Genomic DNA, 25,944 nt, shown 5'->3' on the forward strand with positions numbered 1-25,944 from the left:
TCACCTTTTATAAAAAATTTTTCTTTTTCTTGTGATTTTTATGAACTTTCCTTTCAATTTTTGGCTCTGACTTTTTCCATTTATTTTCAAGCAAAGCATTATCTTCATCAAAGTAACTCTCGGTGGGGATAATGTTGTTATCTGAGTTCGTGTAATTAGATTTTGCCTTATCAATAAGCTTATTGAAAAGAGTGAAGAGTTCCGCCTTGCTTTTCTTCTTCTTACCTGAAGAAAATGCACTTAAAAATAGTTTACCAAACATCTTGTAAAATGGATCTTTGAAACTATACCTTTCTGATACTTCAATATAAAATAGAACTGAACCATATTCTGTACTTGATAGTAACTTTAAAGACTCTTTTAGCTCTTCCATCGACAATTCAACACTATCTGTAGTTTCATTTATATGTTCAAGTATTTCTACTACTTCTACTCCCTCAATGTCACTACTTGCCAAGCAAGCAAGAATTTCATATGAGTTATCTACTTTTATAGCCTTTTGGAAAGCTGATTTTAAAGTATCAGAAACCTGTTCAATATACTCGGTAGCAGCATAATTAAAGTGTGCGAAATCTAACTCTATATCAGAATAAAAAGCATCTGTTCCTTCTATATCAGCAAATTCACACATCAAGAGACATAGCTGATGACAGATTGAAGCTACACCATGACTGTGTTCAACTACATCATTTACAACATAAGCGTTTGCAGAGATATTTAGCAGCTCAGCTCCGTTATTAATAATCCGACTGATTTCCTCGTCACTCATCAATGGCACATGTATTTCTGATACCCTAGTCTGCATTTCACAATCTAGCTCAACAACTTCTCTAGCAGTGTTTTTCGCTCCAATTGCCACTATTTTTAATTTGGGAAATTCATCCGACAGATCCATGAATATTTTCATTAACTGGGACAACTTTTCCTTCACACTAGTTTGAAGTTTATGGAAATCTTCAATCACCCAGAGAGCATCATTTTCACCAATGGCCTTTGCAAGAGACAATTCAATAGAGTCATATGCTGATACAAAACTTTTTTCTAACGTTGAACCAGTAGCACTTTTGGAGGTAAAACTAAAAACTTTTGGGATGCCTAAACTACCGCCTCCCTCTTGGTCATTTTTATCAATCTCTTTCGTTGATAATTCTTTATCTAAATTTACATACACATTTGATAGTAAATCATCGAATGACATATTGCTTGTACAGTTAGTTTTTAGAAATGAAAGTTCTAGTTCTTTTAATTTGTTAAGGAGCAATGTTGTTTTACCTGAACCTGAGTGACCATACAGCACTAATTGCATACCAGGTGTTTTTAATGCTCTCCCTACACGTTTATCCAGAACTTTTCTTTTTACAAAATTTGCACGGGCTGGCTTTGTAGGAGTAAAGACTTCATTGATTTCGAATATTTCCATATTTTTCACTTAAACTTGTCGGTAAGGTTGGGTCAACTAAATTGAACGAGCCAAGTGGGTCTAAAGCACATCATTACTCATGCTATACACCTCAACATTGACCACATTGTGCCCACACTCAAGAGTTTACACAAGTTTTACGTAGACCGTGTAAGATTTTAACTTGTTGAATTTGATATAAATCATTGATTTAAATATGCCATTTAAAATCGACGCTTTATGGACGGGGGTCCCTCCCCCAACTCCACCACATTAAGTTTATAAAATAGCCTTCCCCGTTTCAGTTGGACCTTCTAATTAATGACGCATACCGCTTTGATTTGAGCCACCTTCACCTGATTCGCCATCGGCGTCATCGTCTTTTTCATTTTTGTAATTCGGTGCTTCGTATTCTTCATCAACTTCAGGTATTGAGCCTGAGCCACCAGGGCTTAAAATATATTCATCTTTTGGAGTAATATTAGGTAACATCAGTTTTATTTCCTTTTTTTAACATTAAATGAGTTGAATAAATATTGTTCTAGTTGTGATTCTGCTATCTTAGAGAGCTTTTTATCCAATGGTAACGAGATGCCTTTTAATAACAAGCTATCAGACGCTTTCAGCGCTTTTTCTTTGATTTCTGTTGCTTGGTCTAGAATCTGACTTTTGGTTAGCTCTCCTTCTGCGATATCTTTGACCCATACTTTTTCAGCATCTAGTACTAGTTCGCTTAATTCTCGATAATACTGAAATACAGGCTTTTGCCATTGGGAATAAGGAAGTAGCGGTTTCATGGCAGAAATTAGCTGTGATAGCGCAATAATTCCCGCCCATACCATTGGATAATCTCCCCATATTGCCCAAGCTGCAATACTTGATGAAGAAGTAACAGCCAAAAATATATTTAGACTTCTTTCTCTCATTTCAAGTTTTTCAGAATACAGCTTAATATAAAAATGTCCTTTTATAATTCTAGTCATATTTGCAAAATATCTTTCTTGTGCCTTCATTAATTTCCCTCAAAAACTGCCTCTGTTTGCGTATTGAAAAATAACATGATTTATGCTTAATTTGGAAGCAGCGTTCCCTAATCAGACAATAAGCGAAATTAAAAATAACATTATAATTCATACCCTTATATAAAATGTAAATTCTAATAAAGTACAGCAGTAACAGACACAAAAAATAAATTAGTGTACTATTCGCAACGAATTATGATTATGGATTTAGACAATGAAAAAAGCGCTACTTTTCTCTTTCGCCTTAGGACTGGGGTTGTCCTCTTCGTTTTACGCAATTTCATCACCGAGTTCTCAATCGTTACTATCAGAGCAGGCCTTTACAAAAGCCTATATGAAAGAAGCTGAAAAACATTTAAAAGGTGCCAAGTTTAAGGTGACGGGCGACTTATCTGTCGAAATCACACACTCATCAGGCGTTACCCTTTCGACAAATCTGGCAAATGCTTACCTGAGATACTCTAAAGAACAACACAACCTCGAGGATATATTTGCAGATCAAATAAATTCGAGCAAAAGCGTTAACTTATTAACCGATGAGTCAAAGTTGCAACTTAGCCAATTACGGCCTGTTATCAAACCGGCTTCTTATATTGATAACATAAAGGCTCAAATTAATCAGTCTAGTGATAAAGAGGTCCCTTTTCCGTTTTATTACGAGCAGATTAACGATGCGTTGATTTTGCTGTTGGCCTTGGACACACCAACAAGTATTCAATACGTTAGTAAAGACACTCTCGAAGAATTTAAGCTACCTGTAGAGCAGCTAAAGGACATCGCTAAATCCAATTTAGACTCATACCTTGCCCAGATCGGAGCAAAGCTCCAAATAGTTGACCAAGAAGATGGCAATAGCAATATTCATATGTTTGTCGCGGATGAAATATACGAAGCAAGCGCTATTTTCTCAGATTATTTTAAGAAACAAATCAATGCGACTTTCGAAGGGCCTGTGGGCATCGTATTCCCAAGTAGAAGCAGTGTGCTAGTCGTTCCGTTAGACGATGAAGCATCACTTTATAAAATCGCAATGTTCGCTTATTCGTCGTATCCAAACCTATCTTATAGCATAACTCCATTTGCTTATGAATATAACAATGGTGTACTAAAGCCCATACAGCTTTAGTCAAAAAGGGCGTGGTATTCGATGCAACCTACCACGCCACAGAGCCCTAAGCCGATCATTTAGCGGGCTCTGTTCATTCCATCGTTTTGCAAAGGGTAATAATTTAAACAACTGCCTCCCCTCTTGACCTGTCTACAGCTTCATAGTTTAGAGTCTCATTTATTCCAGAGGCAATATCGCTTCTCTTGGCTGAATATACAAAAACATATGGGAGCAAAAACGATGCATATTATAATTCGAACAGAACGCAGTGATGACATCACTTTGATTAGATCTGTGACTAAACAAGCCTTCGCAAATGCTGAACATTCAAACCACTGCGAACATTTTGTTGTCAGTGCGCTACGCCATTCTGGCGCTTTAACATTGTCTTTGGTGGCTGAATTGGGTGGGCATATTATTGGCCATGTAGCCGTTTCTCCCGTTGAATTATCAAATGGAGTCGGTAGATGGTTTGGACTTGGCCCCGTCTCTGTATTACCCGAGTTTCAGGGGCAAGGGATTGGATCTCAGTTGATCAACCAAGCAATAGCAGCTCTGCATTCTCGTCAGGCTGCTGGCTGTGTGGTGCTGGGAGAGCCTACATATTACAATCGATTTGGCTTTAAAGCAGAGCCGAGTATGGTTTTAGAAGGTGTGCCTGCTGAGTATTTTCAAGTGCAAAGTTTTGGCGACAGCATCCCAAATTGCAGTGTTGCTTACCACGACGGGTTTTATTGCGAAAGCGAAGCATAAACACGGTGAAAGCCCCGCCAGAAGCCATTTGGTTTCGACGGGGCTTGATATGGATACGGTTAATCTCTAAAACGGTGCTAACGCGACCAACTTGCTCTGTCAGTTAATACCGAGAAGTTGTCGTCGCTCACTTTTAATAAAAACTCTCGGCCTCCTTGACCATAGTAGCAGCCATGACCACGCACAAACTTACCCACTACGGTGTGTGCGCCATGTTTCCCCTTGCAAATAAATACGTCAAAGCCTTCATTGCCACCAACCACAGCATTGGTTCTAATGTTATTTGGTAGTGCGCCAGGCACGTAAGGGCCATGCAAACGGCTGTCCCAAACAAGGTTTCCAAACTTAGTAAGGAGTGACTTGTAGTTGTGGGTACCATACTCACGGCCGCGATAACTGATGTAACATTTCCCATTTACCGCTTTGCCAGGCAGATTTGAATGACGGCATACATACACTGGAGAGCTTGGATCATGCTGGCCAGCGTAAATACCTGAGCCATCATTTGCGGTCGCTTGGCTTTTAAGTTTCCATCCGGTGTCATATCGCCAAGTACTTGGATCTGAATAAGCCATGGCAGAACCACTCGTCATTACAGATACAGCTAAAAGGCATAAACTTGATAGTGTGCTTTTTCTCATTTTTATACTCGTAAAATCATGTTGTTAAATCCGTTTCGCAGCCAGTAAAAATGTATATTTACCTGCTTAAGCTGCCGCGAGTATTGTTAAGAAAGCCAGGCAAAGTGAACAAGAAAAACAGAGTGAAACCGCGGTTAATTTAGGTGAAAGAAAAATAAGATATTGATTTTAATTAATATAATTAAATAATTCGTGAAATCAAAATTGAGTTCTAAAATCGTACGCACAAGCTTGAACTAGGCCAGTATCAGAACAGGCGAGTTATTGCGGGCAGCAAAGCCCGCAATCAGCAGTCAAATGGGTAGCTAACTTTCATTAACCCAATTTAAATGGTTGCTTTTGAACACTTCCAACCCTTTGTTTCTTATTCGCTCTATCCATTGAGCTGATGTCGTTGAACCAACACCATAGTGCTTAACCGCCACTTTTTGCAGCACGCGGTGTTCGTTTGCAATCGTGGTCGGCATTAAAGCAGAGTCATCAGTGTTAATACAAACTTGTACTGCGCCTCTTCTTAAACCGAATTTGTTGTGTTCTTGCCCTGTTTGTAACCACGCAGGGTCTGGCGGATCCCAACGAAAAATCGGATGTTGGTTATACTGCTCAAAGCGACCCACGTAAATATTAGACGTGGGACAAGCTTCAATAATAATGTCTTGCGCTGAGTAGCTTTCCATTTGCAAATCTTGGATTGCTTCATACAGCTCTAACTCAGCTGCTGAAACCGAGTCGTAAAAACGTCCATTTTCAATTCGTAGCGGCATTTCACCAAGCTGTGGCAAGCAATCAACAATCACTGGCCGCTTGCTTATTTCACTAAACCCATCATGTACTGTCCCAGCAAACAGATATTGTCGCCAAAGATCCATCACACGTGTTGAATACGAGGCAACGTGTTCACTCATTACAAAATCAATGGCCCAATCTTGATTGCCACTATTGCAGTGGCTTGATGAGGGCATACCAAGTTGATTTGGCTGTACTCTCATTGTTTCTGGGCAATTGCGTCTTAGTTTCCATGACTCATAGAGCTCACGGACCGAATAAGATTGGTTGGGATAAAGTTGGTTAGCCCAAAAATCTATCTTTTCTGAGAGTAATTGCAGTACCCCAGTAAACTTGGGCACGGTCTGTATAACTTCAATTGCTTTTTGATAACACCACACCAAATTGTCGAGATGATCGCCCAAGGTGACATACGCGGTTCTTTGCCGCTGTGCCCATTGCGCTGGAAACACACCCAATGCCAGTGCATGGCCCAACCGGTCTCCCGCCTTAAAATCACAAAATACAACCGTTTCATCAATCGCCCTTAGGCCACTGAGTAAGTGACTATAATCTTCACCACTGTGCACGGTTAAAAAAGGCCTTTGAAAACGGCTGCTAAACATAGTGTTTGAGGGGTGCTTGGCGCTTCTAATAACGCGCAAAGCCGGTGCAAACACCTCAATTGGCAGCTCATTTTCGTTGCCCGCTACGTCGTAACCGCGAATGGCTTTACGTAAATCAATATGCGCTTTTTCTTCGACCAATTTACTTTTCGAAAACTCGGATATTTCTTCATCAGAAAAGCTAACTGAGCTTTTAATACTTTGCAGTGTTGCCACCATTTTTCTTAAGCTTTTTCGCAGCTCGCTTTGATATCGGTCCTCTCGTTTCAACTCACCTCTTTTTGAGCTTCGAGAAAAGTGCACCACAAAATGCAGATTCTCCGCGAGGGATTTCTTCAGTGCCGAACCTAACGCATACTCAAAAATGTCTGCCTTTATTTCTCCTTGTTTACTTAACAATAAATTTGGGGCAATTCTAAACTCTCGATAAACATGCTGATTAATATCAGATGTTAAACTGTCATCAATTGGGTAATCTTGATGTTGGCGACTAAACTTCTTCCTCCCATCAAAGTCGAATGACTCTACAAATTGACCCAGCCCGGTTCCCCACACAATCATGTAGTTTCGCAAAATATTTGAGAGGCGAATTAACTGAGACGTCACCTTAGGTGCGCGCTCAAAGTTGTATAGTGCCCCTAGACAATAGGCTAGCCATCGCTTGTCAGAGCGTATAAACGGCTGATGCGCTCGGATCAACGCCTTTTGAGACAAGTTTTGATCCCCTTGGGAACTACCATTGATCGCAAAAACTGGCTTTGCATTTTGCTTAATAGCGGCAAGATCCAGTGGCCTGTCTTCGCCATGTTCAAATACGCACGCTAGCAACTGATTACTGATTGAATGGCACCATTTTGGCAGTTGCGCTTTTTCATACCGGCCACTCTCAAAGTAGGTAAATTCGGGGCGAGTCGGCCAACCATCGGTAAGTTGCTCACCATACAGCGCAAAACTAAGCAAAGATGGGCCCGTGTGGCCATGACCACCTAGATGAACATGGTTGTCGGCATATTGATGAACATGCTCTTGGCCATTGAGCGCGTATGGACATTGGTGTGTTTGAATACAAGTAAGAATATCATCCGCACTGAAGTTGTAGTCGTTGGCCAAATCGACATACCCTTGTGCAATGATCCAGCTGCCATCCACCAGAGACAGTAACTCTAGCCACTGCTCAAGCTTTTGCGGCTTTACTTCAAAACGACAGCCTTGCCACTCTAAAAACGTATTACTTAAGCGCGAGAGCACAGTACTGATGGACGTGGCAGGGTCATCATAATTAAAAGCAATCAGCTGATTTAATATATCTTCATTTCGTAGATTACGTTGAATATAAGGTTGATAATCCCCGACCATCTGCGCCATGCGCGTTAAAAAGTTTTTTCCTAAAGGATCTTGTGTGCCGAGTGATGCAATGGCTTTGTCTGACGTTAAAAAAGCAATATCACTCAATTGCGAATCGTTTAAAATAATCATGATTTGCGCTCAAACCTGTCATGCATGGCTTTATATAAATTCAGCGATAGATTTGAACCTGCATTACTTCGAATGCTACGTGCATCTGGGAACCTCATAACAAGCATGGTGTAAAACTCTTTGGCCTCGTTGCCATACCGTGAAAGGTCGTGTTCGAGATATTCCTTCATCCCCTTTAAGCCAACCTTAACATCACGATAAATATCCCCCTTTCTGCGCGCATAATTGATTAGTAACTTCTTCATTTCTGACGGCATGCTTGCTTTAGACACGGAAGATTTTGGCACGTTGTTTTCAGGGGGCGATTCACCAGAAATATCCCCCAGCTTAATACGCGTTTTAATAGGCGCATTTTGCTCAGGCCCTTCTAGTAACAGAGTAAATAAAGGATGTGACTCAAGCGCCTTAATAAATAGCCACTTCACATCTTCGGTGTTGGGCACTTGTGACTCAAGCATGGCAATATTTCGAGTCAGCGTGCGATCATATTTAGAGAACTCTTTGGGATCTCTGATTGTTTGCTGACGCTTCGTCACCGCAACACTGGCTTGTACAGCGGTTCCTTCAATCATGGCTGAATACGCGGCGTTAATAAGCATATATTCAAACCGCTTTACATAATCCGTTAAGTATTCGTTTTGATAGCTAGAGCCTTTAGCAAAATCATTGACCTTGAATGAATTAAAGGCAGTCAATGATTTGTTAAAAATAAAGCTAAAAATAGGCACTAGTTTTTCGGCATCTAAGGACTTAAAAAAGGCGTCATGTGTTTGTCGCCATTGCAGCACGCTCTGCGCTAAATAGTGACTGACTTCTTTTTGGGCGCTTTCTTCGTTAGAGGCTTGATTGTGCGCACTGACCTCTTCTCCTCCACCAACGGCTTCATCTTCTAGCGCTTTGGTAGGCGCGATATTAAAGATACTGTAAAAGGGGCGACGCTGAAGCATTCTTTGTAGGTTGTCGGCAATGTTGTTTGCACACCCCAATTGTAAAAACGAATACATGATAATTTCAAATGCGCGGCTTACGAACACAAACTGGTAATTATTAACCAGTGTTGAGTACGCACTTTTTTGGGTATATACGCTAATTAACAATTCGTCCAAGCTACAGGATGCAATCACGGTCTCTTTAGAGGGGCTGTCTGAGGGTTCAGCGACTTGTGTCAGTACTAAATCTTTTTCAATTGAGAGTACTGTTTTGTTCGAAACCGTACTGTTGGGATGATAAAACTCCAATGGTGGCATGCTTGCAATGACGCGGTCTTTAAAGTCAAAAGCCGCTTTGAGTAGAGCCAAGTTGTCCCGTTTCCACGCGTCTTTTTCTGAGTTTTTAATTTTTTGCTGACCTTCAGAACTGGTTTCAACACCCAAGGCAATACATTGTGAGCGCAAAAACCGTTTTCCCCCCCAGAAAAAGTGTTCTTTGTTAATTTGCAGTTTTGGGTTAAAGCTCGGCAGCTGCATAATGTTAAAAAGGTCACCAGCTTCTTGATTTTTGAGCGTTAAATACGAGTTTACGTTTGTGTAGGCGAACCCTGATTGTTTTTGCTCAGCCCAGTTGAAATAGTTTTTCCACAGCTTGTAACTGATTTCAGTGGTCGTTTTAGCCGCATCAAGGTCACTGGGTAAAATTGCCCGCGCAAGCTGAGTAAATTCTCTCGCAGAGGTCGGCTGAGGCCAGTCATTTAGCACTTCTTCATTCAAGCAAAGCGGGTAAAACTCATTGAATATTGCTTTAACATAGTTCCGATAGTGATAAGGCTGTGCACCTGTGCTTGTGAGCACATTAAATTCCAACGTTGGATAAATATGTTCAATGGGGACCAACGTAATGCGCATTTGGTTTGGAAATACTTTGGTTAAGTATGCCGACGTCAGCTCTTTGCTAAGTTGTTTGCCCTTCTCTATTTGCGACGTGTTTTTTGTCTGTTTACTGTATGCCTTGGCGTCAAAATGTAACTCTACCATTTGCTCATATAGGCCATAATCACCGCTGACTATCGGGATGATATACGGGCAACCAAGTAAACGGCGCACCTGATCGACTACTTCGTATGCCCTTTCAAGTGCCATGTCTACATCGTCAATGGGCAACGCAATCGCATCACAGTCTAAGATTTCGAGTGCACTCTCAACATATCGATGAAAATGCTGTTCAATACTGATGCCGGACTTGTACTGTAAAATTCTATCAATACCCGTTACCCCTTCAAACTCCTCTTTTTTGCCCAGTGAATCGGCAAGAACTTGAAGGTTTCTGTAAAATATACTCTTTTGTCTTTCTTCCGGCAGGCCGGTTCGTGCGAAGCCATTACCACTTTCAAATACACGTTCTACTTCCGTATAAATTTGCGCAATGATCACGTTGGCAAAGTTATCATGGTCAATCAGCATGGTCGGATCGATAGATGGCATAAAGTGAATGCTCGACGCTTGCAAGTGGTCATTTTGCTTACAGTGGTACTGCCACATCGCCTTACAGTTTCGTAAAAACACGGTTTTACCGGTCCCTCTGCCACCGTTTACTAATATTGCATTGTGAGACAACCAAGTTTTAGTATCGTCCAGGCTTCTTTCTTTGTTATATGCTTGCGCATCTTTTAAGAATGCACACAACCTATCAATTAATCTGTCTCGGGCTTCAAACTGCCAAAACTCTTTGCCTTCTTTTTTGTCATCAACCTCGGCCAGTGACACAAAATCATCGCGATATTCTTCTTTAGTTAGATCTAATATGTATTTAATGGCCATTTATTTTTTTAATCCTTTTACCAAATCAAAGGCGCTGTTGTGTACTTTATAGTGATCGCCTAGAATTTCTCTATCTCTACGGTCTATGATCTCTTGTACCATTGTAAATAACCGCTTGAATGTTTCGGTTCTAATACGATCAACTTCAAACTTTCCCGCACTGTGCAGCGCAATTTCGTACTCTCTTTTTAGCCGACCTAATTGATGCGCCATAGTCTGATTACGTATAGACGAAGCCGTAAATCCAAACAGCCGATTACTCATATAGGTTAATAAAAACCCAGCGACGCAAGATATCCCCAATAAACAAATAACAGCCTTTGTAAAGGCGCATGTTAATGCCAAAACAAAAATTAAATTAAAAGACGCCAAAACCAAAGATTGACGCTTACGCCAAGTAAATTCATCGGGTTCAACAAAGGTATTATCGGCACGCTTGAAGGGATAAACTCTAAAACTAACAAATATTGCAAGCATCAATGAAGGCAGTGCCGCGAGCACAACCCAATTTAAGTCGTACCCATCCCACAGTTGGCTTTGCGTAAATATCTTTAGATGCGGACTAAGTTCAGCAATGGCGAAAAAGCCTAATAAGGTGAATGCCCAAATAGAGAATAAAACCGCTAATGTTCTTGTGGCCTTACTGCTTTTGTCTGCGCGCTTGTGCGCGGGGAGGTATATTTCGTGAATAAACCAGTTAATTTCACTTACAACTGGGTCGTTGTCATCAATTTTCTCGATATATCCTTGATACTTCGGATTTCCCATAACAGCCTCAATGCTTTTATACTGGCTTATTTGAATACAAATATGACCAATACGATGTTAAATATTAAATTGCGTTACAAAGTAATGTAATTTTAACATCCAAGCAATGGGCTAAGTCGAATATTAAAAAGGTCTTGTAATTAACCCTGCGTTATCTAAAGCGCCTTGCGTTTATATTAATATTCAATGGTGACATACGATCTGCCAAATTATCCATACACGTAAAGTGGCTCATTTATTTTTTCAACTCACTGTGTTTATCTCTTTGCTTTTGTACAAACGTTTTCGCGGTCATGCCAAACTGCTTCTTAAAGCATGCACTGAAGTAAGATCCAGAGTTGAACCCTACTTCGTCGGCGACTTGCGCCACATTCTTACCATTAAGCAGTGGCGTCACGGATTTATAGAGACGGTAAGTTCTCAAATACTCATTGGCCCCCATGGAGATCAAAGCAGTTAACTTACGATGTAATTGCCGTTCACTCAGCGCCATTTCTTTTGCAAGCTCAGCGACGGTGGTGTCGGGTTGTCTATAGTAGCGCTCGGCCACAGCGTCCAATTTATCGAGAAAATCATAAATATGCGGTTCATCCTTAAATTGCAACTTAGGCAGTGCAGGTAAACTTAGCGCATCTTTGCGCGGCGTCTCGGTAAGGCGCTTACGCCACTTGTCGAGCATTGCCTGTTGGTGATTAAACAAGTTACTCACTTTTAACTCGAGTGCCTGTAAATTAAATGGCTTGGTAATGTAGTCATCAGCCCGTAAGGTGAGCCCTTCAATTTGGCGCTGCTCATTTAAATTAGCAGTTAGCAAAATGACGGGAATATGAGCAGTCAATGTATCTTGCTTAATTGCGGACAATAAGCCAAACCCGTCTAGTTTTGGCATCATGACATCAGAGATAATTAAATCTGGCAGCACAGACTGCGCCAATGACAGGGCCTCTTCACCATCTCGAGCAACCATCACTTTATAGGACTTACCAAATACACTGTGCAAAAATTCAAGCATATCGGGCGTATCATCTACAATCAAAATAGACCGCGCAAGCTGAGGACCAATAAGAGAGTTATCAGCGTTTTGAACTGTATCGGGCATTTGGTGAGTTGCTTCAATGGGACATTGTCCCTGCTGGTTAGCCTCCTTAAAAGTGAGAGTGAAAGTACTGCCTTGGCCTGCTATAGAATGCACATCAACCGAGCCGTTCAAAGCCTCTACTGTTGACTTAACCACACTGAGTCCAATACCCAGCCCAACGCTGTATTGGCTGCCTTGTTCAGTTCGGTACTCAGGTTCAAAAATACGCGTTAGCTCGTCTGATGAAATACCAATCCCTTTGTCCTGCACGCTCAAGGTACATCGCGTCCCCTCTTGATATTGTTCAGTCTTTAAGTCCAGTGAAATAGGACTGCCCTGCGCGCTGTATTTTATGGCATTACTGAGTAGGTTGCTCACACATTGTTCAAGCTGATCTTGACCTGCGTACACCATCACGTTTGGCGCGATATTTAACTCAATTGGTGAACCTTGTTTAGTCAACAAAGGTGCAAAAGCGTTTGCTTGCTCATGGCAGATCTTAGACAAGTCATAAGCTTGTAGCACTGGTTGAGCATGCTTTTCAGCCTGATTTGGTTTCCCATGGTGCTCAGACACCTGCATAAGTTGCTCAATAAGTACTTTCAAACGCTTTGCATTGCTGACCACAATATTCGCCATTTTAGTACGTTCTTGTGCTTGTTCTGCTTTAAGTAATTGTTCTGCTGGCCCCTGGATCAGTGACACTGGCGTCATCAGTTCATGAGATAGCGTTTTCAATAATAACGTTCTCTGTGCCTCAGCACTCGCCAATGCTTGAGACTGCTCTGATAGTTGCAAATTCTGCTCGGTGATCGCCTTAGTTTGCCTTGCAACCTCTTGCTCAAGCTTTCTTTGGATCCGTTTTAGCGCTGCAACCCTTAAGTGGTAAATTGCAAACAAACACATAACCGATGCCAAGCCATAAGCAAAGTAGGCCCAAATCGTTGCAAACCATGGGGTTTTTATCGAAAACTCAAATTCTCCGGTAGTATTGGACCAGTTGCCCATGCTATCGGTGCTTTGGATTTTGAGGTTATATTCACCGTATGACAGCCTTGGGATCATCAACACTCGACTGTTCCCTAATTCGACCCAAGCCTGTGACACGCCCTCTAATTTATAACGAAACTGTTGTTTAGAGGCACTGGCAAAGTTTGTATTGGCGATATTAAAACGAATACTGGCATGCTGATAAGGTAACTCAAATAATGACTGTTGATTCAAAAACGTGCGTGTACTGCCATCACCAAATGTCATCTCAAATTCACTGACTTTAGGCCTAGCATCAAAATAGGTGAGCTTTTCTGGCGCGAACAAAGTTAAGCCTTCAGCCGATGCAAACACCAATTCATGGCCCGTACTTGTTGCTGCACTACCGAGATAACCTTGATGGTAAAGTCCATCTCCTTTGTCAAAATAACGTACTTCGTCTGCCTTGTCGGGATGCCATGAAAAGATCCCTAACCCACTGGCAAACCAAACATGACCAGAAGGGGTAAATGCGATGCTCACATCTGTGATATGGGCTAGCTGTTTGGGCAATGTAAGCCAAGTATTTTCATGTGTATTAAATGCTTTTATACCGGAGTCGGTTTGTAAAAACAGCACCCCTTCAGGGCTTAAAAATAAATCGTACACGGTATGCTTAAATTCAGCTTTCAACACATCATGAGTCGAAACCCACCCTGTTTTAACGTCTAGCATCTGCACCCCGGCAGACGTCGCTATCCATATAACGTTATTGTCTTTTACAATACTGTGTACCTGATCAGAAAGAAGCTCCGTTTGCGCCTGCGTATACCTTTGGGTTTGCCCGGTTTGCGGGTTAAATTTAGTTAAACCGTCAAAGCTGTGTGACAACCAAATTGCAGTGTCACTCTCAACGACTATCGCATAAATTGAATCAGGGATGCCATGTTCAGCAAATGAAAACTGATTCAATATTTGCAAGCTCTGCGCATCAATCTGTAGTAACTCTTGGTAAAAACTAACCCAGAGTGTGTTGTTACTCCCTTTTGCGATAGCTTGAGCAGATAAATCTTGCGTTGCCAAGCACCCATTGAGGCGACCATTTATTTGATACCGGCACAGCCCAGCCAATTGATCTGCGACCCAAATATGATCATTTAAAAACACCATGTCGTTAATTTCAAACTGATGCGTTTCGCTGGGGTGACTGAAAGCTAGGTTTTTAACTGCTTGTAAGTTGGCGTGCTCAATCACGGCCCCTTCAGTGTAACTGCCAAATGCACGCACTTGCGAGTCCGTGAAAATAGATAACAAAGGGGGAAAGTCATCAATCAATGTCGCTTTCGTACCTAAATGTAGAAGTCCTGCATTTAATGATGCCGCCAGTAGACGCTCTTCATGTTTAACCAGATCAAACACATAGCCAACCGTATCAAATTGGTTCTCATCCAAATAACGTACTTCGACTTGACGATTGCCAGGTAAATACTCAGCTAGCCCCACGCCTTGCATACTGAGCCAGATCCGCCCATCATTCAATTGCCAAACTTTGTCTGCGTGTAAAGGCTCCCCCTCTTTCGAGTAGATAGACTCGGCTCGCAGGGTGTCTGTATTCAGGAGCATCACACCCACATCGGAGGCAACGAGTAACATGGACTGATCTACCGCAGTGATAGATAGAATACGCTGTTTAAATACTTGGGGACGCTCGGGGTTAGTGATGTCAGTAAATTCAAACGGCACAAACTCAAGCTGGGTACCTGTAACTTTATATAAACCAGATTTAGCCCCCACCCAAACCGTGCCTTGGCCAGATTCAAAAAGACTATAAACGTTTAGAGCTTGTGGCGCGTTTTCGACTGCAACCTGCTCAAAAGCTTCAACATTTTTATTTAAGACTTCCAACCCCTGTTTACCCCCTGCCCACAATCTATGTTGCGAGTCAAACAAGAGTGCTCTAACCCAAAGGGATGTGCTCAACTTGGGCGTTTGATGTACAGAAAAGCGCCTGACTTGCGTACCGTCGAATCGAGCAATCCCATGTTCAGTGGCGAACCACATAAAACCGCGATGGTCTCGCGTAATGTCAAACACACGATTGCTCGGTAAACCATCACCGACACTGAGTAAATTATTTGCACTACTACGCGCTTCAGCTCCAATGCCTAAAAACAGGCAAAGTACCAAAGAACACCGCATTAAGGTGGTTGCTAGGGAGTCATTAAACATAGAGTAAATTGTTGTTATATTTGCTTATATTTTAATATTCAGTGTTGATACACACAGTTCATTTGACATAATAACAACTATTGAGCAATTATCAAATGTCCCATTTTGGAGTCCAGAATGTCAGATAATTGCATAGATATGTCTGTTTTGTGCTACCGCCATCAGCTGCGTGCTCAATATAATTTTAACGTGCCCTGACAAATGCTCAGCTCAACGCAAGTAGAGCATGCACTTAATGGATCACCAATAAGGTACAAATAGTAGTAAACACAATGCAGTACATCGCGAGCCTGCAACAAAAATAAGGAATTACCATGTTTAATTCATCCATAAAAACGCTCAGTATCGCTATGCTTTGCTCAGCCGCACTCAGTGGTTGTGGTGGCAAAAGCGGTTCAAACTCCCCTAGTATAGAATTAGACAGCAATAAGAAAGTCACCACGGAAGAAAATAGATACGCCCGCCGTGGACGTGTCATTGACGGCTATGTACAAGGTGCCACGGTATGGATAGACCTGAACAGCAACACAATTAAGGACGCTAACGAACCGTCGGTCGTTTCAACAGATAAGGGAAGCTATATTCTGGAACTGACCGAACAACAAGCAAAGTGTGCCGCTTACGTTCCAACTTATGTCGACGTTCCGGTTGGTGCCATTGACGAGGACCTAGGTGAAGTCACTAAAGCTTATCAAATGGTGCTACCACCAAAGCTTACGCCGTTAGATGATGATGCACTTCAGCATATCACGCCCCTTACCACCGTCCTTTGGCAATCTCTTTCGGACACACCAGAATTCAAAAATGCGACCTGTGGACAACTGCTTGAAAGTAATGATGCAAGAGAAAACCTACTCATCGTGCTAGAGCAAACAACCAAACAAGTGGTTGAACATTACAATATTTCAGAAGAGCAATTATTCAGCGACTATATCGAAAGCGGTGATGAAGCATTGCAAAAACTTGCAGAGTCTATCGTTAAAGGTTTACAAGCCAGTGTTGAAAAATATTTAGAACTCGTCAAAAAGTACGTCGATGCGCCTGAAATTAGAGTTATTCACTACAAAGGCACACCGCCAAATAACCCCGAGAGTGAAGAACTTGTGTGGTATAGGAATATCCATATCTCAGATAAAGACGGCGGTACTTTACTTGATGAAACAGCCTTGATGGATGACGCCTTAAAAAATGTACTTTATGTCCATTACAACCGTCAAACACGTGCCATTGAGCTCAGTGGCGGTCACTCATATAGACAAGTTGTTGATGTGGTCTTAAATAGTCCAGACGATACTGGGCATTGCTTCCATAGCGAGCGACTTAAACTGACGATTAACGGCGTTGAGTATGAAATTAGCAACGAAAAAATGGTAGAGCGCGACTCTCAAGCACAAGTGTGTGACTTTAGCGTGGATTTTAGCGACTCGAAAGATCGAAGCCTAACTCTGTCTTACTATAAAGGGGATATTCACTACTTTGCCCAATTTGCACAGGACAATTACTCAAATACAAAACAGGGCCTGACGGATTGGTATAACATGGCTGATAACTTCAACTTGCTCAGTATCGTTGCTATCGTTTATTACTTCGACAATGCGGGTTACGAGCTGGATGCTGAAGTCACCATTCCATTTACTTGGTGGGAAAAACGAGTCACTGACGACTCTGGAAAGTATAGAGTTACCACATCACGCAAACACGATGGTAAATGGACAAGAAAAACATATAAAGCAGATGGCACCTATGATTTAACCTGTAGCACAGATGGTGAAAACTGGTCATCTGACTGTGACTGAGCAACAAACCCAATAACATAGAGATATCTCCCAAACCTACAGTCGCAAGTAAGCCCGTACTTGCGACTGTATTTTTCCCCATCCAAAAGTCTGGAAAAAAACTTCTCAACCATCTTTCTTAGATTAGCGTATTTACGCTCAGTTTATTGCATTATCCCGTAAGCCTCATTTACAAATTGCTCATTTAAACTATTTACAAAATCACATGAGTAAAATAAGTTACAAAATTTACCGCTCCCGGCCGCCCCTGTATAAGGTCCTAAAATAAAAGTCTCAAGACAAAGTCTTTAAAATAAGAAAATATTTTAATTGCAAAATATAAAACAACACTCACCCACAAAAAACATTTGAAAAACCTAATTAGCTTCTTTTTCATAAAGATAGATTCAATAATAAGGACCAAGCTCAGCTTCTTTTTTATAAAAAGCTGACCAATACTATAGTATTAAATTAATCCTAAACTTTGTTTGAAAATAATTTTTAAATTTTTCGCTCACAAAAGGTTTAAAAGTTGATTTTTAGTTGTTAATATCTAGCTCAGATAATGAAATATTTAATAAAAATCAGGTATAGAATATAGAAACTAGGTAAAATACATCCCACAAAGCATTATTATATTAATATCTCTGAATATTAACGCTATTTCCTTGCCTAAAAACCAAGTTTAGTGATAACTTTTGTTAAATTTTGTTATCAGAAGGTAATGTTGGAAAGTTATGAAACTGAGAATTCGACAACTAGGATTGTTTAATGGCTTATGGGGAGAAGCAGCCAAGTCGATACGTTCGATGCGTAAGGATGCTGGACTGACACAAAGTCAATTGGGTCAAAAGTTAATACCCACCGTAGATCAAGCAACGATTTCAAACTGGGAAACAGGAAAAACACCTGTACCACTCACCAGTTATTTTTTAATTTGCTTTATATGCGGATTTAGCCCAGAAGAAAAAACCAAGCAATTGCTTGAAAGTCAGCAACCAGAAAACAAACGGAATTAAGGAAGTATCTGATGTTTAGCACTGAGAACCTGAGTACAATATATTCTATTATTGGGATTGCCCCATTCATTATTTATTTTATTTCATTAGTTATTTGTTGGAAAAACACAAACTGTAGGTATCTATTCTTTATATTATTATTTGTTGAAGTAATTGATACCTTAACAATGAAAGCTGCGTTTAGCTGGGGAAGGTATTTTTATCTGTGGGGAATCGCCATGTGCCTTTTGTTTATAGTTCCAATTCTAGGACGGAGACTAATTGCTGAATCTTTACAAAACAATTTCACTTTCTTTAAAAGAGTATTAAATGATTTTCATTTTTCAAAACAAGAAGGTGGCCTTCTTTTCCTCTACGTTTTAAGTGGTTTTGTTTTTCTAATTACTTTTATTGAATTTGTATTATATGAGGGCGCTTTCATTGGTGATTATATGTTCAAAAAATACATATTCAGCCCAGCGTTAATTTTAATATTTATTATTGAATGCTTTCTTGTAATGTCAATTGCTTTTAGGTTTAGAGGACATAATTTCACATTCAGTGCAACTAATTAAGGAGATGAAATGAAAGTTATAGATTATAGTTTATTGAAAAAGATTTATGGTTCAGGCCCCGGAATTATAGATGGTCCAAATCCAGAAGAAAAGTCTGGGTAGCTTAAGGTATTATTTGCCGAATTTGTGCTAATAAAAGGCCCAAATAATTTGAAAAACTATATTTCTATAGCGTAAACTAATTTATGGTTTATATGATTCTCCCACCCATTCATATAAGCCATGAAAAAGCTTCTACCATTACACATAATTGACCTCTGCTATTCCAAAGTTTACCCAAGGCCTACTGATGTTCAGCTATGAAAAATTTCAAACATTTTACGACGGAGTTGGTCTATCAATTATACCTATTTACCTTATTGCGCTCCTAGTTGGCTGGAAAAGTATCAATACAAGACTATTACTCATTCTACTTCTTTTACTTGAATGCTTAGACATTGCCCTACAAGACTTTGCATTTCGGCTGGGAAACAATTATGGATTTTATGCTGTATTCATTAATATTATTTTTATAGCCTTAGTTGTTTTCAGGCGAATACTTTCAAAAGCATTAAAAAATCACATAACTTTGTGTAATGATGTCTTTTCTAATTACTATTTCAGTAAACAAGAAGCAGCCCTTGTATTTGTTTACTTCATCTTTGTTATTGTCAACCTACTAGCCCTTATAGAAACAAAGCTATACCAATACTGGATCATAGATTTATACCCTTTTAGAAATAACATTTATAGTCCAAGCATTACTATTCTACAATTAGTAGAGTCACTGCTTGTTTTAAAGCTTTCCACACGTACAGTTCCAATTGACGAACATGTATTTAAATTAAAATCCCAGAGAAAACCTGAAAGAAAAAGACTTAGAATCTCTTCTGAAGAAAATGATAATTAGTAGAAAAAAGAGAACAGATAATAAGCTTAATTATATAACCCTCTCACTGGAAAGTTATCCGACGCCAAGTATAAGTTAAGGATAATTCTGATGACTATTGTTCAAGACTTATTCAAGTTCGTTACCAACGCCTCCAAATGGCTCTCCGCTAGAAGAATCTAATAAGTAAATCGAGGTTATAAATAAAACCAATAGGTATTAATGCCTTATGGTAAGATTTTGCTTACGAATGGCTGTAAACTTTTGAAAAGGAAAACGGAAAATCATTGTAAATCATAACACCTACTCAAATAACATGTCTCTGGTTTAGCAATCGAAACACTCCTCGAAATCGAGAAGTGTTTCGTCAATCATATAATTACGGTCTCGGATCCGTCGGTTTGTATACGCCACCAGCACCGCTGACCTTGTCACATAACGCTTTACTTAATTCCCGATTTAACGCTTTCATATTTTAACTCCTTTAAAGTTTTTATATTAACCACTTGTGTGGCGTGATTTATATCACACTGGAAATATCAATTAATCAATAGCGTGAGAGGATAATTCAGAAAAAGTCAGATAAAATTAAGTAATTTAATATTTTTTATCTCTCATTTCTAAAAGCGGCCTCGACTAATTGCTATTGAGGCCATATAGCACGTGGTAGTCATCAATAATTTGCTTGAGCGCATCGCGGTTTTTGATAATGGCAAGATTGAATTTTTGTAATTGCTGCTCCGTTAAGCTGCCTGGTCTAATCATGTAATGGACAGGATTTGTATACACACTGATAGCCGTGGGTTTTACATGCTCGCCATAGCGCCCTTTTTGTATTAAAAACGCGCCAGTTAAGTTGTCCTCTACCGCATATTCCACACGCTTTTTAAGTACCAAGTTAAAACGCTCTCGTGCTAAGTTAGTTTCAATCACACAATCAGGGCAGTTTTTGCGAAACACCGAAAACAGTTTGCCGTACACACTGCCTCGGCTTACTGCCACAATGTTGTTTTGTAAGTTTGAATACAGTGCACTGCCCTTTAAATTTTGCTTGCTAAGAAATGGCAGTGCATTGCTTTTATGGGCAAATAACAACATTACTTCTTGGCGATAAGGCAAGCTGAACTCAGCGTATTTTCTTCTGGATTGGGTGAAACTGGCTGCTGGGATAATATCTACATGCCCTTCTTGCAGTTCTTTAAACGTTCTGCTCGAAGACGGTAGCACAACATATTGCGCGCAAAAACCAGCGTCGCGCATTATCATCTCTATCAGTTGGATCTCTAACCCGTAGTAGGTGCCTTCATGTTTAGATGAGTAAGGTGGCCAATCACTACTCACACTGACCTTGAGTGACTTCTCACAGGCAAATACCTTTGTGCAGAAAATAACAAACAAACTCATCAATAAAACACAATAAAAAGTGCTGTTTGTTTGCCTTTTTTCAGCAGAATAAATCAATGTGTATACACCTCTGGCAATGTAATTAAAGTTGTTCCTTTATATTTGACAGACAGTATGGCTAATTTTCATAACAACTTGGCTGTCGAGGACAGGCAGTGCCTCGCGTACATATTACCCTAACATCCGTGTTAATACCCCGTTCAATCCAATTAATATTCAATATTTTGGCGACACTCATTAATTGTTTTTTCAAATGCCAAGGTACCACACTTGCGCCACCTTGTTTAATACATAATTCTTGCAGCTCTTGCACCAATTCTTGTGCGCTATTGCCCTGTGCGTCTATCGCAGGGTTAAGATCAATCCCCGCACATAACACATGCGCATTTTCAACGAGATCATTCACTTTGAGAGATTCGCAACAATATAAATGGGGCTTGCCGTTTACATTAAGTATAGACAACTGCGCACTGCCCTTCAGGCTCTGTGACATAAACTTTCTAAATACCGCCCAATGCTGACAAGGATCTTCCACACTGCGCATATTGCCCCATGGAAGCGGTATACCATTGCCTCGATACACTGCTTTGAGTTTACCGGGTAAGTAAGCATCAAAATAATGCCAATGAGGATACGGCGATACCACCGTCATTCTTCGCATGGCCACCGAAGGTGAAATGTTTAAATGCTGATGGATATCTACTTCGTAGCCATAGGAGTCTAAAAGTTGGCGGTAAGCAACTTTAGGGCATAGCAAAGCCCCGGCAAAAAAACTCGACTCAAAATCATGCCAGGCCGTCAAAATGTCCTGCGCATTCGGTGTGCTGTCGGTTGTCGGCAATACTGCACTGTTAAATCCACCAGTGCGTAATACGCAGCGTAGGCCTTTAAGTTCGTGTAACACGCTATGACCAATATGTACGGCTAAATCATATTTTAAGCGCGCTGGGTTTTGCCTCAGACGCTTATTAATATTAACGACATTAGGCTCGGTAAAATAAGAGGTGATTAAATGGTTGAATACGTGACCACTGTCATCCATCACCTCGCTAGGCACTTCATCGTACCAGCGTAGCACCAAGCCCTGTTTTGTCAGTAGCCGAGTCAAATCATCCACATTTAAATACAGATTTTTGCCCCCGACCTCATCTGCTGCACGTTCTAGATCTGGAAAGTGATTTTGATGGTGTTCTTGATGAGCTCGAATTAAAAGGTGTGCAAATTGACGTCCGCTGATCCCTGTTTGAGACAGCATTTCAGGGATTGCAATTTGCAAAATGTCTTTTGAGAATAAAAAGTTTGGCTCCAACGCCATGCCTTCAATGCCTCCTGAGCGGCCTTTTTGTGGCGTTATGGCATCTGCTTCTGGCTCTGTGTCTAAGAACCATGATAACGGTTTTTGAAATACCTCAGCAAAGTTTTCTAACATACCACTACTCGGGGTACGCTTGCCGCGTTCAATCATCGATAGATACGACACCGATGGTGCCGATTGAGGGTCGACGCGAATACAGCGCGCAGAAAGGTCTTCCAGTGTAAGGTGATTTCGCTTTCGTAAGTTTCGTATCTTGGTACCGAGAAAATGTGACTTGCGCATTAACTCTGAACTAGTTTTCATTTTGCCCCCGAGTCTTTAAGTGACCGTTTACTGGTATTATTAGACGATGTTTATGAGTACAACCCTATCTTATCCATATCTAGAGGTCAGACCAGATTTTGTAAAATTTACACTGTAAAATTCTTTTTGTGAAATTTATTGATAATTTTTCATACACTGAAATTGTAGTCATTAATCAGCGAACACGTAATGCAGACAACCAATACGTGGTTAAACATAAAATTTCGGTAACTGGGGATACATCAATGAAAGCACAACTTCAAACCAATGAATCATCGCAGACACTTAGCGAAGAATGTCAAAAACTGATCATCGCTAAGCAGTTTTTAGATCAGCACTGTCCACTAGAGTTTGGCTCGCACACACAAGTTAGTGCATATGTTGTGTATTACAACCATCTCATGGTGTTTTTTGCAGATGGTCAACACTGCGGCCTAAAAAACACAAAACAATTTGTTGCCTTGTGTGGCCACAAAGAGTCTCCTTCTACCATCTTGCTGCAAAAAGAAGATGGATTACACATCGAGCTAAGTTTTAACAGTGCCGGCGACACAGGTAAATATGACAAAGCACATATCAACGATGTGCAATACGAAACACCATTTAGCGCCATAGATACGCAAAATAGTAAACACACTAAGCTGTGGATGAGTTTTATTGACGGCGTACAGCATACCCTTGTGGACGAGTCACGGTGCAAGTGCTACCGCAGCAAAAACGGAGAAGACTACGAAGTCTAAAACTTTTTGCCCAAATCACACCCACTTTGGGTTGTGCATGATTATTTTGGCCACTGGGGTTTGAGTGGCCAAATGTGAATACTTACTCGCATTAAAACCATAAATTTTCATAGCCTTCAATCACCTCCGTCTTTTGCTAACCATGCATTCAGATTAATTTCAGCTAACCTCAATATAATCGCGCGAAATTTCACTTGTGACTGGCTTATATGAATAAAGTATTCGATTGGTTAAAAAACATGAACTGGATGCTGTGGGCATTGATCCTCGGTATCGCGACTGGACTCATTTTTGGCGAACGTGTTGCCTTTTTAAAACCGATTGGCGAAGGGTTTGTTAGCCTAATGCAAATCACCATTTTCCCGTACATTGTTGTCAGCCTGGTCGTCGGTCTTGGAAAATTCAGCCCTGACCAAGTGAAAACGGTACTCGCTAAAGCCGCCATCACCATGCTTGCACTTTGGGTGGTCGGGTTGGCTGCCATCTGGTGTTTTACGCTTACGCTTCCTTCTCATGACGCCGGTACATTTTTCTCACCCGCTTTGGTAGCCCAAGCGCCAGATGTCGACTTTGTACAACAGTACATTCCATCTAATCCGTTTGCGTCTATGGCTGACGGTAATGTGCCAGCGCTGGTCATCTTTTGTATTGCCCTTGGCCTTGCGCTTATTTCTAATGGTCGTAAAAACCAGTTACTCGATGTGCTAGAGGTGGTGGGACAAGGTCTTACCGTGATGTCTAAAAAAGTCATTAAGTTTTTCCCTATTGGGATCTTCTCCATGACCGCCAGCACAGCTGGTACAATTGGCAGTGAAGAACTCAGTAATTTACAAATTTACCTTGTATTGGTGGTATGCCTTGGCTTTTATCTTATGTTTGCATTACTGCCCATGTTAGTGGCTGCATTGACCCCTGTAAAATACCGAGATCTCATTAAGGTTATGCGTAATGCCTGGATCACCGCATTCAGTACTGGCAACGTGTTTATTGTGCTCCCAGTGATCACCGAAGGAATTAAAGCACACTTACAAAAAATTAAGCGCAGTGATGAGGAGTCTGATCATATCGCTGAAGTGCTGGTGCCGATCGCCTATACTTTTCCGAGCTTAGGCAAGCTCACCACATTGATGTTTGTTACCTTTGCGGCATGGCTTACTGGCAACCCAATCTCACTAGAACAAATTCCACATGTGACGTTATCGGCCATGCTCAGCTACTTTGCCAATGTACACATTGCCATTCCATACATGCTTGATAGTTTGAAAATTCCAGCTGACAGCTACCAACTGTACCTATCTATGTCGGTGCTCACAGCTAAAGTGGTATCACCAACCACCGTGGTGTACATTTTCGCTGTCACACTGCTGTGTATTTTTTACAACAAGCAGCAGCTCCACTTAAAACGTATTCGTTCGGTTTACTACCTCACGTTGTTGTCTTTGCTGTTACCAGCATTTATGGTCTTAAGCTTTACAACAAATAACCACTTAGCTCAAAGTACTAAGAGTTCTGACGATGTGATTGCAAATATGGTGGTCTCGGATCAAGTGCCAAGCGATGTACTCAACCATGTGCCAAAAGCTTACCAAAGTGGTGAGCTGTCATTGACGAATATTGAAATCATCAAAAAGCGTAACCTACTTAGGATCGGATACTTAGTCGACAATGTACCGTTTAGCTACTTCAACCAAAAGGGCGAGCTGGTTGGTTTTGACATTGGACTTGCGCACAAACTGGCGTCTGACTTACAGGTCAAAGTAGAGTTTATTCCATTTAAAAAAAACCAGTTAGCCGAATACTTAAACAAAGGCTATTTTGATGTTGCCATGTCTGGCCTCGAAATGAGCGTAGCCGATCTGCGCTCAGTACGTTTTAGTAACCCAGTATTAGAGCTGCAATTAGCGCTTGTTGCCAAAGATCACCGCTTAAAAGAATTCGCCACACGTGACTTGGTACTGTCAAAGCCTCAATTGAATTTAGCCCATGTTGAGTATCAACCGTTAATGCGTGATGTGGCCAGTGAGCATCAACAGATAAAAGTGAGTCAACTCAATAATCACCAAGCGTTTTTTGAACACCAAAGCGATTACGACGCCCTGGTAATAAGTGCTGAAGCAGGTTTTGCATGGAGTATGTTTTACCCAGAGTATGGTGTGATCGTACCAAAAGGTGCTGAGCTTAAATACCCTGTGGGTTTTGCTGTTGCCAAACGCAACGTGGATATCCTCAGTTATTTAAATACTTGGCTGGCTATCCAACAGAGTAAAGGCACCATTCAAAACGCCTACAATTACTGGATTTTGGGCAATGGCACACAAGCAAAAGAACATCGCTGGTCTTTGTTGGATGAGTTATCTGAACAAACCGGTGGATGACTAT

The 25,944-nt window shown here is 40.9% G+C and carries 17 protein-coding genes; 7 read left to right on the forward strand and 10 right to left on the reverse strand.

Annotation, left to right across the window (positions count from 1 at the left end):
* Positions 1–7 precede the first annotated feature (7 nt).
* The 3 genes from L1286_RS05960 to L1286_RS05970 all read right to left on the reverse strand — a co-directional run bounded on the left by L1286_RS05960 (position 8) and on the right by L1286_RS05970 (position 2,412).
* Positions 8–1,420 (reverse strand): AAA family ATPase, encoded by a 1,413-nt coding sequence (locus L1286_RS05960; protein ID WP_235405994.1) that lies wholly within the window; start codon positions 1,418–1,420, stop codon positions 8–10.
* A 297-nt stretch (positions 1,421–1,717) separates the two neighbouring features.
* Positions 1,718–1,891, reverse strand: coding sequence for a hypothetical protein (locus L1286_RS05965; protein ID WP_235405995.1), 174 nt, complete (start codon positions 1,889–1,891; stop codon positions 1,718–1,720).
* Between the two features lie 5 nt (positions 1,892–1,896).
* Positions 1,897–2,412, reverse strand: coding sequence for a hypothetical protein (locus tag L1286_RS05970; protein ID WP_235405996.1), 516 nt, complete (start codon positions 2,410–2,412; stop codon positions 1,897–1,899).
* 223 nt (positions 2,413–2,635) lie between these two features.
* Here L1286_RS05970 and L1286_RS05975 point away from each other — a divergent pair, with 223 nt between their 5' ends.
* Entirely contained in the window at positions 2,636–3,547 is a 912-nt protein-coding gene (locus L1286_RS05975; RefSeq protein WP_235405997.1) for a DUF1444 family protein, read from the forward strand.
* A 222-nt stretch (positions 3,548–3,769) separates the two neighbouring features.
* Positions 3,770–4,282, forward strand: a complete 513-nt coding sequence (locus L1286_RS05980) for a GNAT family N-acetyltransferase (protein WP_235405998.1) — start codon at positions 3,770–3,772, stop codon at positions 4,280–4,282.
* Between the two features lie 77 nt (positions 4,283–4,359).
* Here L1286_RS05980 and L1286_RS05985 read toward each other — a convergent pair whose 3' ends face one another.
* The 5 genes from L1286_RS05985 to L1286_RS06005 all read right to left on the reverse strand — a co-directional run bounded on the left by L1286_RS05985 (position 4,360) and on the right by L1286_RS06005 (position 15,557).
* Positions 4,360–4,923 (reverse strand): DM9 repeat-containing protein, encoded by a 564-nt coding sequence (locus L1286_RS05985; protein ID WP_235405999.1) that lies wholly within the window; start codon positions 4,921–4,923, stop codon positions 4,360–4,362.
* A 305-nt stretch (positions 4,924–5,228) separates the two neighbouring features.
* Positions 5,229–7,790, reverse strand: coding sequence for an antiviral RADAR system adenosine deaminase RdrB (gene rdrB, locus L1286_RS05990; protein ID WP_235406000.1), 2,562 nt, complete (start codon positions 7,788–7,790; stop codon positions 5,229–5,231).
* Complete coding sequence (rdrA, locus tag L1286_RS05995; protein WP_235406001.1) at positions 7,787–10,543, reverse strand: antiviral RADAR system adenosine triphosphatase RdrA; 2,757 nt, start codon at positions 10,541–10,543, stop codon at positions 7,787–7,789. The genes rdrB and rdrA overlap by 4 nt, the downstream gene beginning before the upstream one ends.
* Positions 10,544–11,311 carry a hypothetical protein gene (locus tag L1286_RS06000; RefSeq protein ID WP_235406002.1) on the reverse strand — a complete coding sequence of 256 codons (768 nt, stop codon included), beginning with the start codon at positions 11,309–11,311 and terminating at the stop codon, positions 10,544–10,546.
* A gap of 235 nt (positions 11,312–11,546) precedes the next feature.
* On the reverse strand, positions 11,547–15,557 hold the full coding sequence (locus L1286_RS06005; protein ID WP_235406003.1) for a hybrid sensor histidine kinase/response regulator transcription factor: 4,011 nt from the start codon (positions 15,555–15,557) through the stop codon (positions 11,547–11,549).
* Between the two features lie 344 nt (positions 15,558–15,901).
* On the opposite strand from L1286_RS06005, the gene L1286_RS06010 reads away from it, so the two are divergent.
* From L1286_RS06010 to L1286_RS06020, 3 genes are all read left to right on the forward strand, one after another.
* Entirely contained in the window at positions 15,902–17,383 is a 1,482-nt protein-coding gene (locus tag L1286_RS06010; RefSeq protein ID WP_235406004.1) for a hypothetical protein, read from the forward strand.
* A 716-nt stretch (positions 17,384–18,099) separates the two neighbouring features.
* Positions 18,100–18,381, forward strand: a complete 282-nt coding sequence (locus tag L1286_RS06015; protein ID WP_063356480.1) for a helix-turn-helix domain-containing protein — start codon at positions 18,100–18,102, stop codon at positions 18,379–18,381.
* Positions 18,382–19,224: 843 nt separating this feature from the next.
* Positions 19,225–19,824: a hypothetical protein gene (locus L1286_RS06020; RefSeq protein ID WP_235406005.1), complete on the forward strand. Its 600-nt coding sequence runs from the start codon at positions 19,225–19,227 to the stop codon at positions 19,822–19,824.
* A 615-nt stretch (positions 19,825–20,439) separates the two neighbouring features.
* Here L1286_RS06020 and L1286_RS06025 read toward each other — a convergent pair.
* Positions 20,440–21,144 carry a substrate-binding periplasmic protein gene (locus tag L1286_RS06025; protein WP_235406006.1) on the reverse strand — a complete coding sequence of 235 codons (705 nt, stop codon included), beginning with the start codon at positions 21,142–21,144 and terminating at the stop codon, positions 20,440–20,442.
* Between the two features lie 181 nt (positions 21,145–21,325).
* Entirely contained in the window at positions 21,326–22,825 is a 1,500-nt protein-coding gene (locus tag L1286_RS06030; protein WP_235406007.1) for a DUF3612 domain-containing protein, read from the reverse strand.
* Between the two features lie 245 nt (positions 22,826–23,070).
* Between L1286_RS06030 and L1286_RS06035 the strand changes: the two genes are divergently transcribed.
* Together L1286_RS06035 and L1286_RS06040 are read left to right on the forward strand one after the other, a co-directional pair.
* The gene (locus tag L1286_RS06035; RefSeq protein ID WP_235406008.1) at positions 23,071–23,565 is read left to right on the forward strand and encodes a malate synthase; all 495 of its coding nucleotides are present in this window, start codon (positions 23,071–23,073) and stop codon (positions 23,563–23,565) included.
* 209 nt (positions 23,566–23,774) lie between these two features.
* Positions 23,775–25,940 (forward strand): cation:dicarboxylate symporter family transporter, encoded by a 2,166-nt coding sequence (locus L1286_RS06040; RefSeq protein WP_235406009.1) that lies wholly within the window; start codon positions 23,775–23,777, stop codon positions 25,938–25,940.
* The last annotated feature ends 4 nt before the right edge of the window (positions 25,941–25,944 follow it).

It is taken from the genome of Pseudoalteromonas sp. SMS1 (assembly GCF_021530565.1).
In the GTDB taxonomy this organism is placed as follows: Bacteria; Pseudomonadota; Gammaproteobacteria; order Enterobacterales; family Alteromonadaceae; genus Pseudoalteromonas.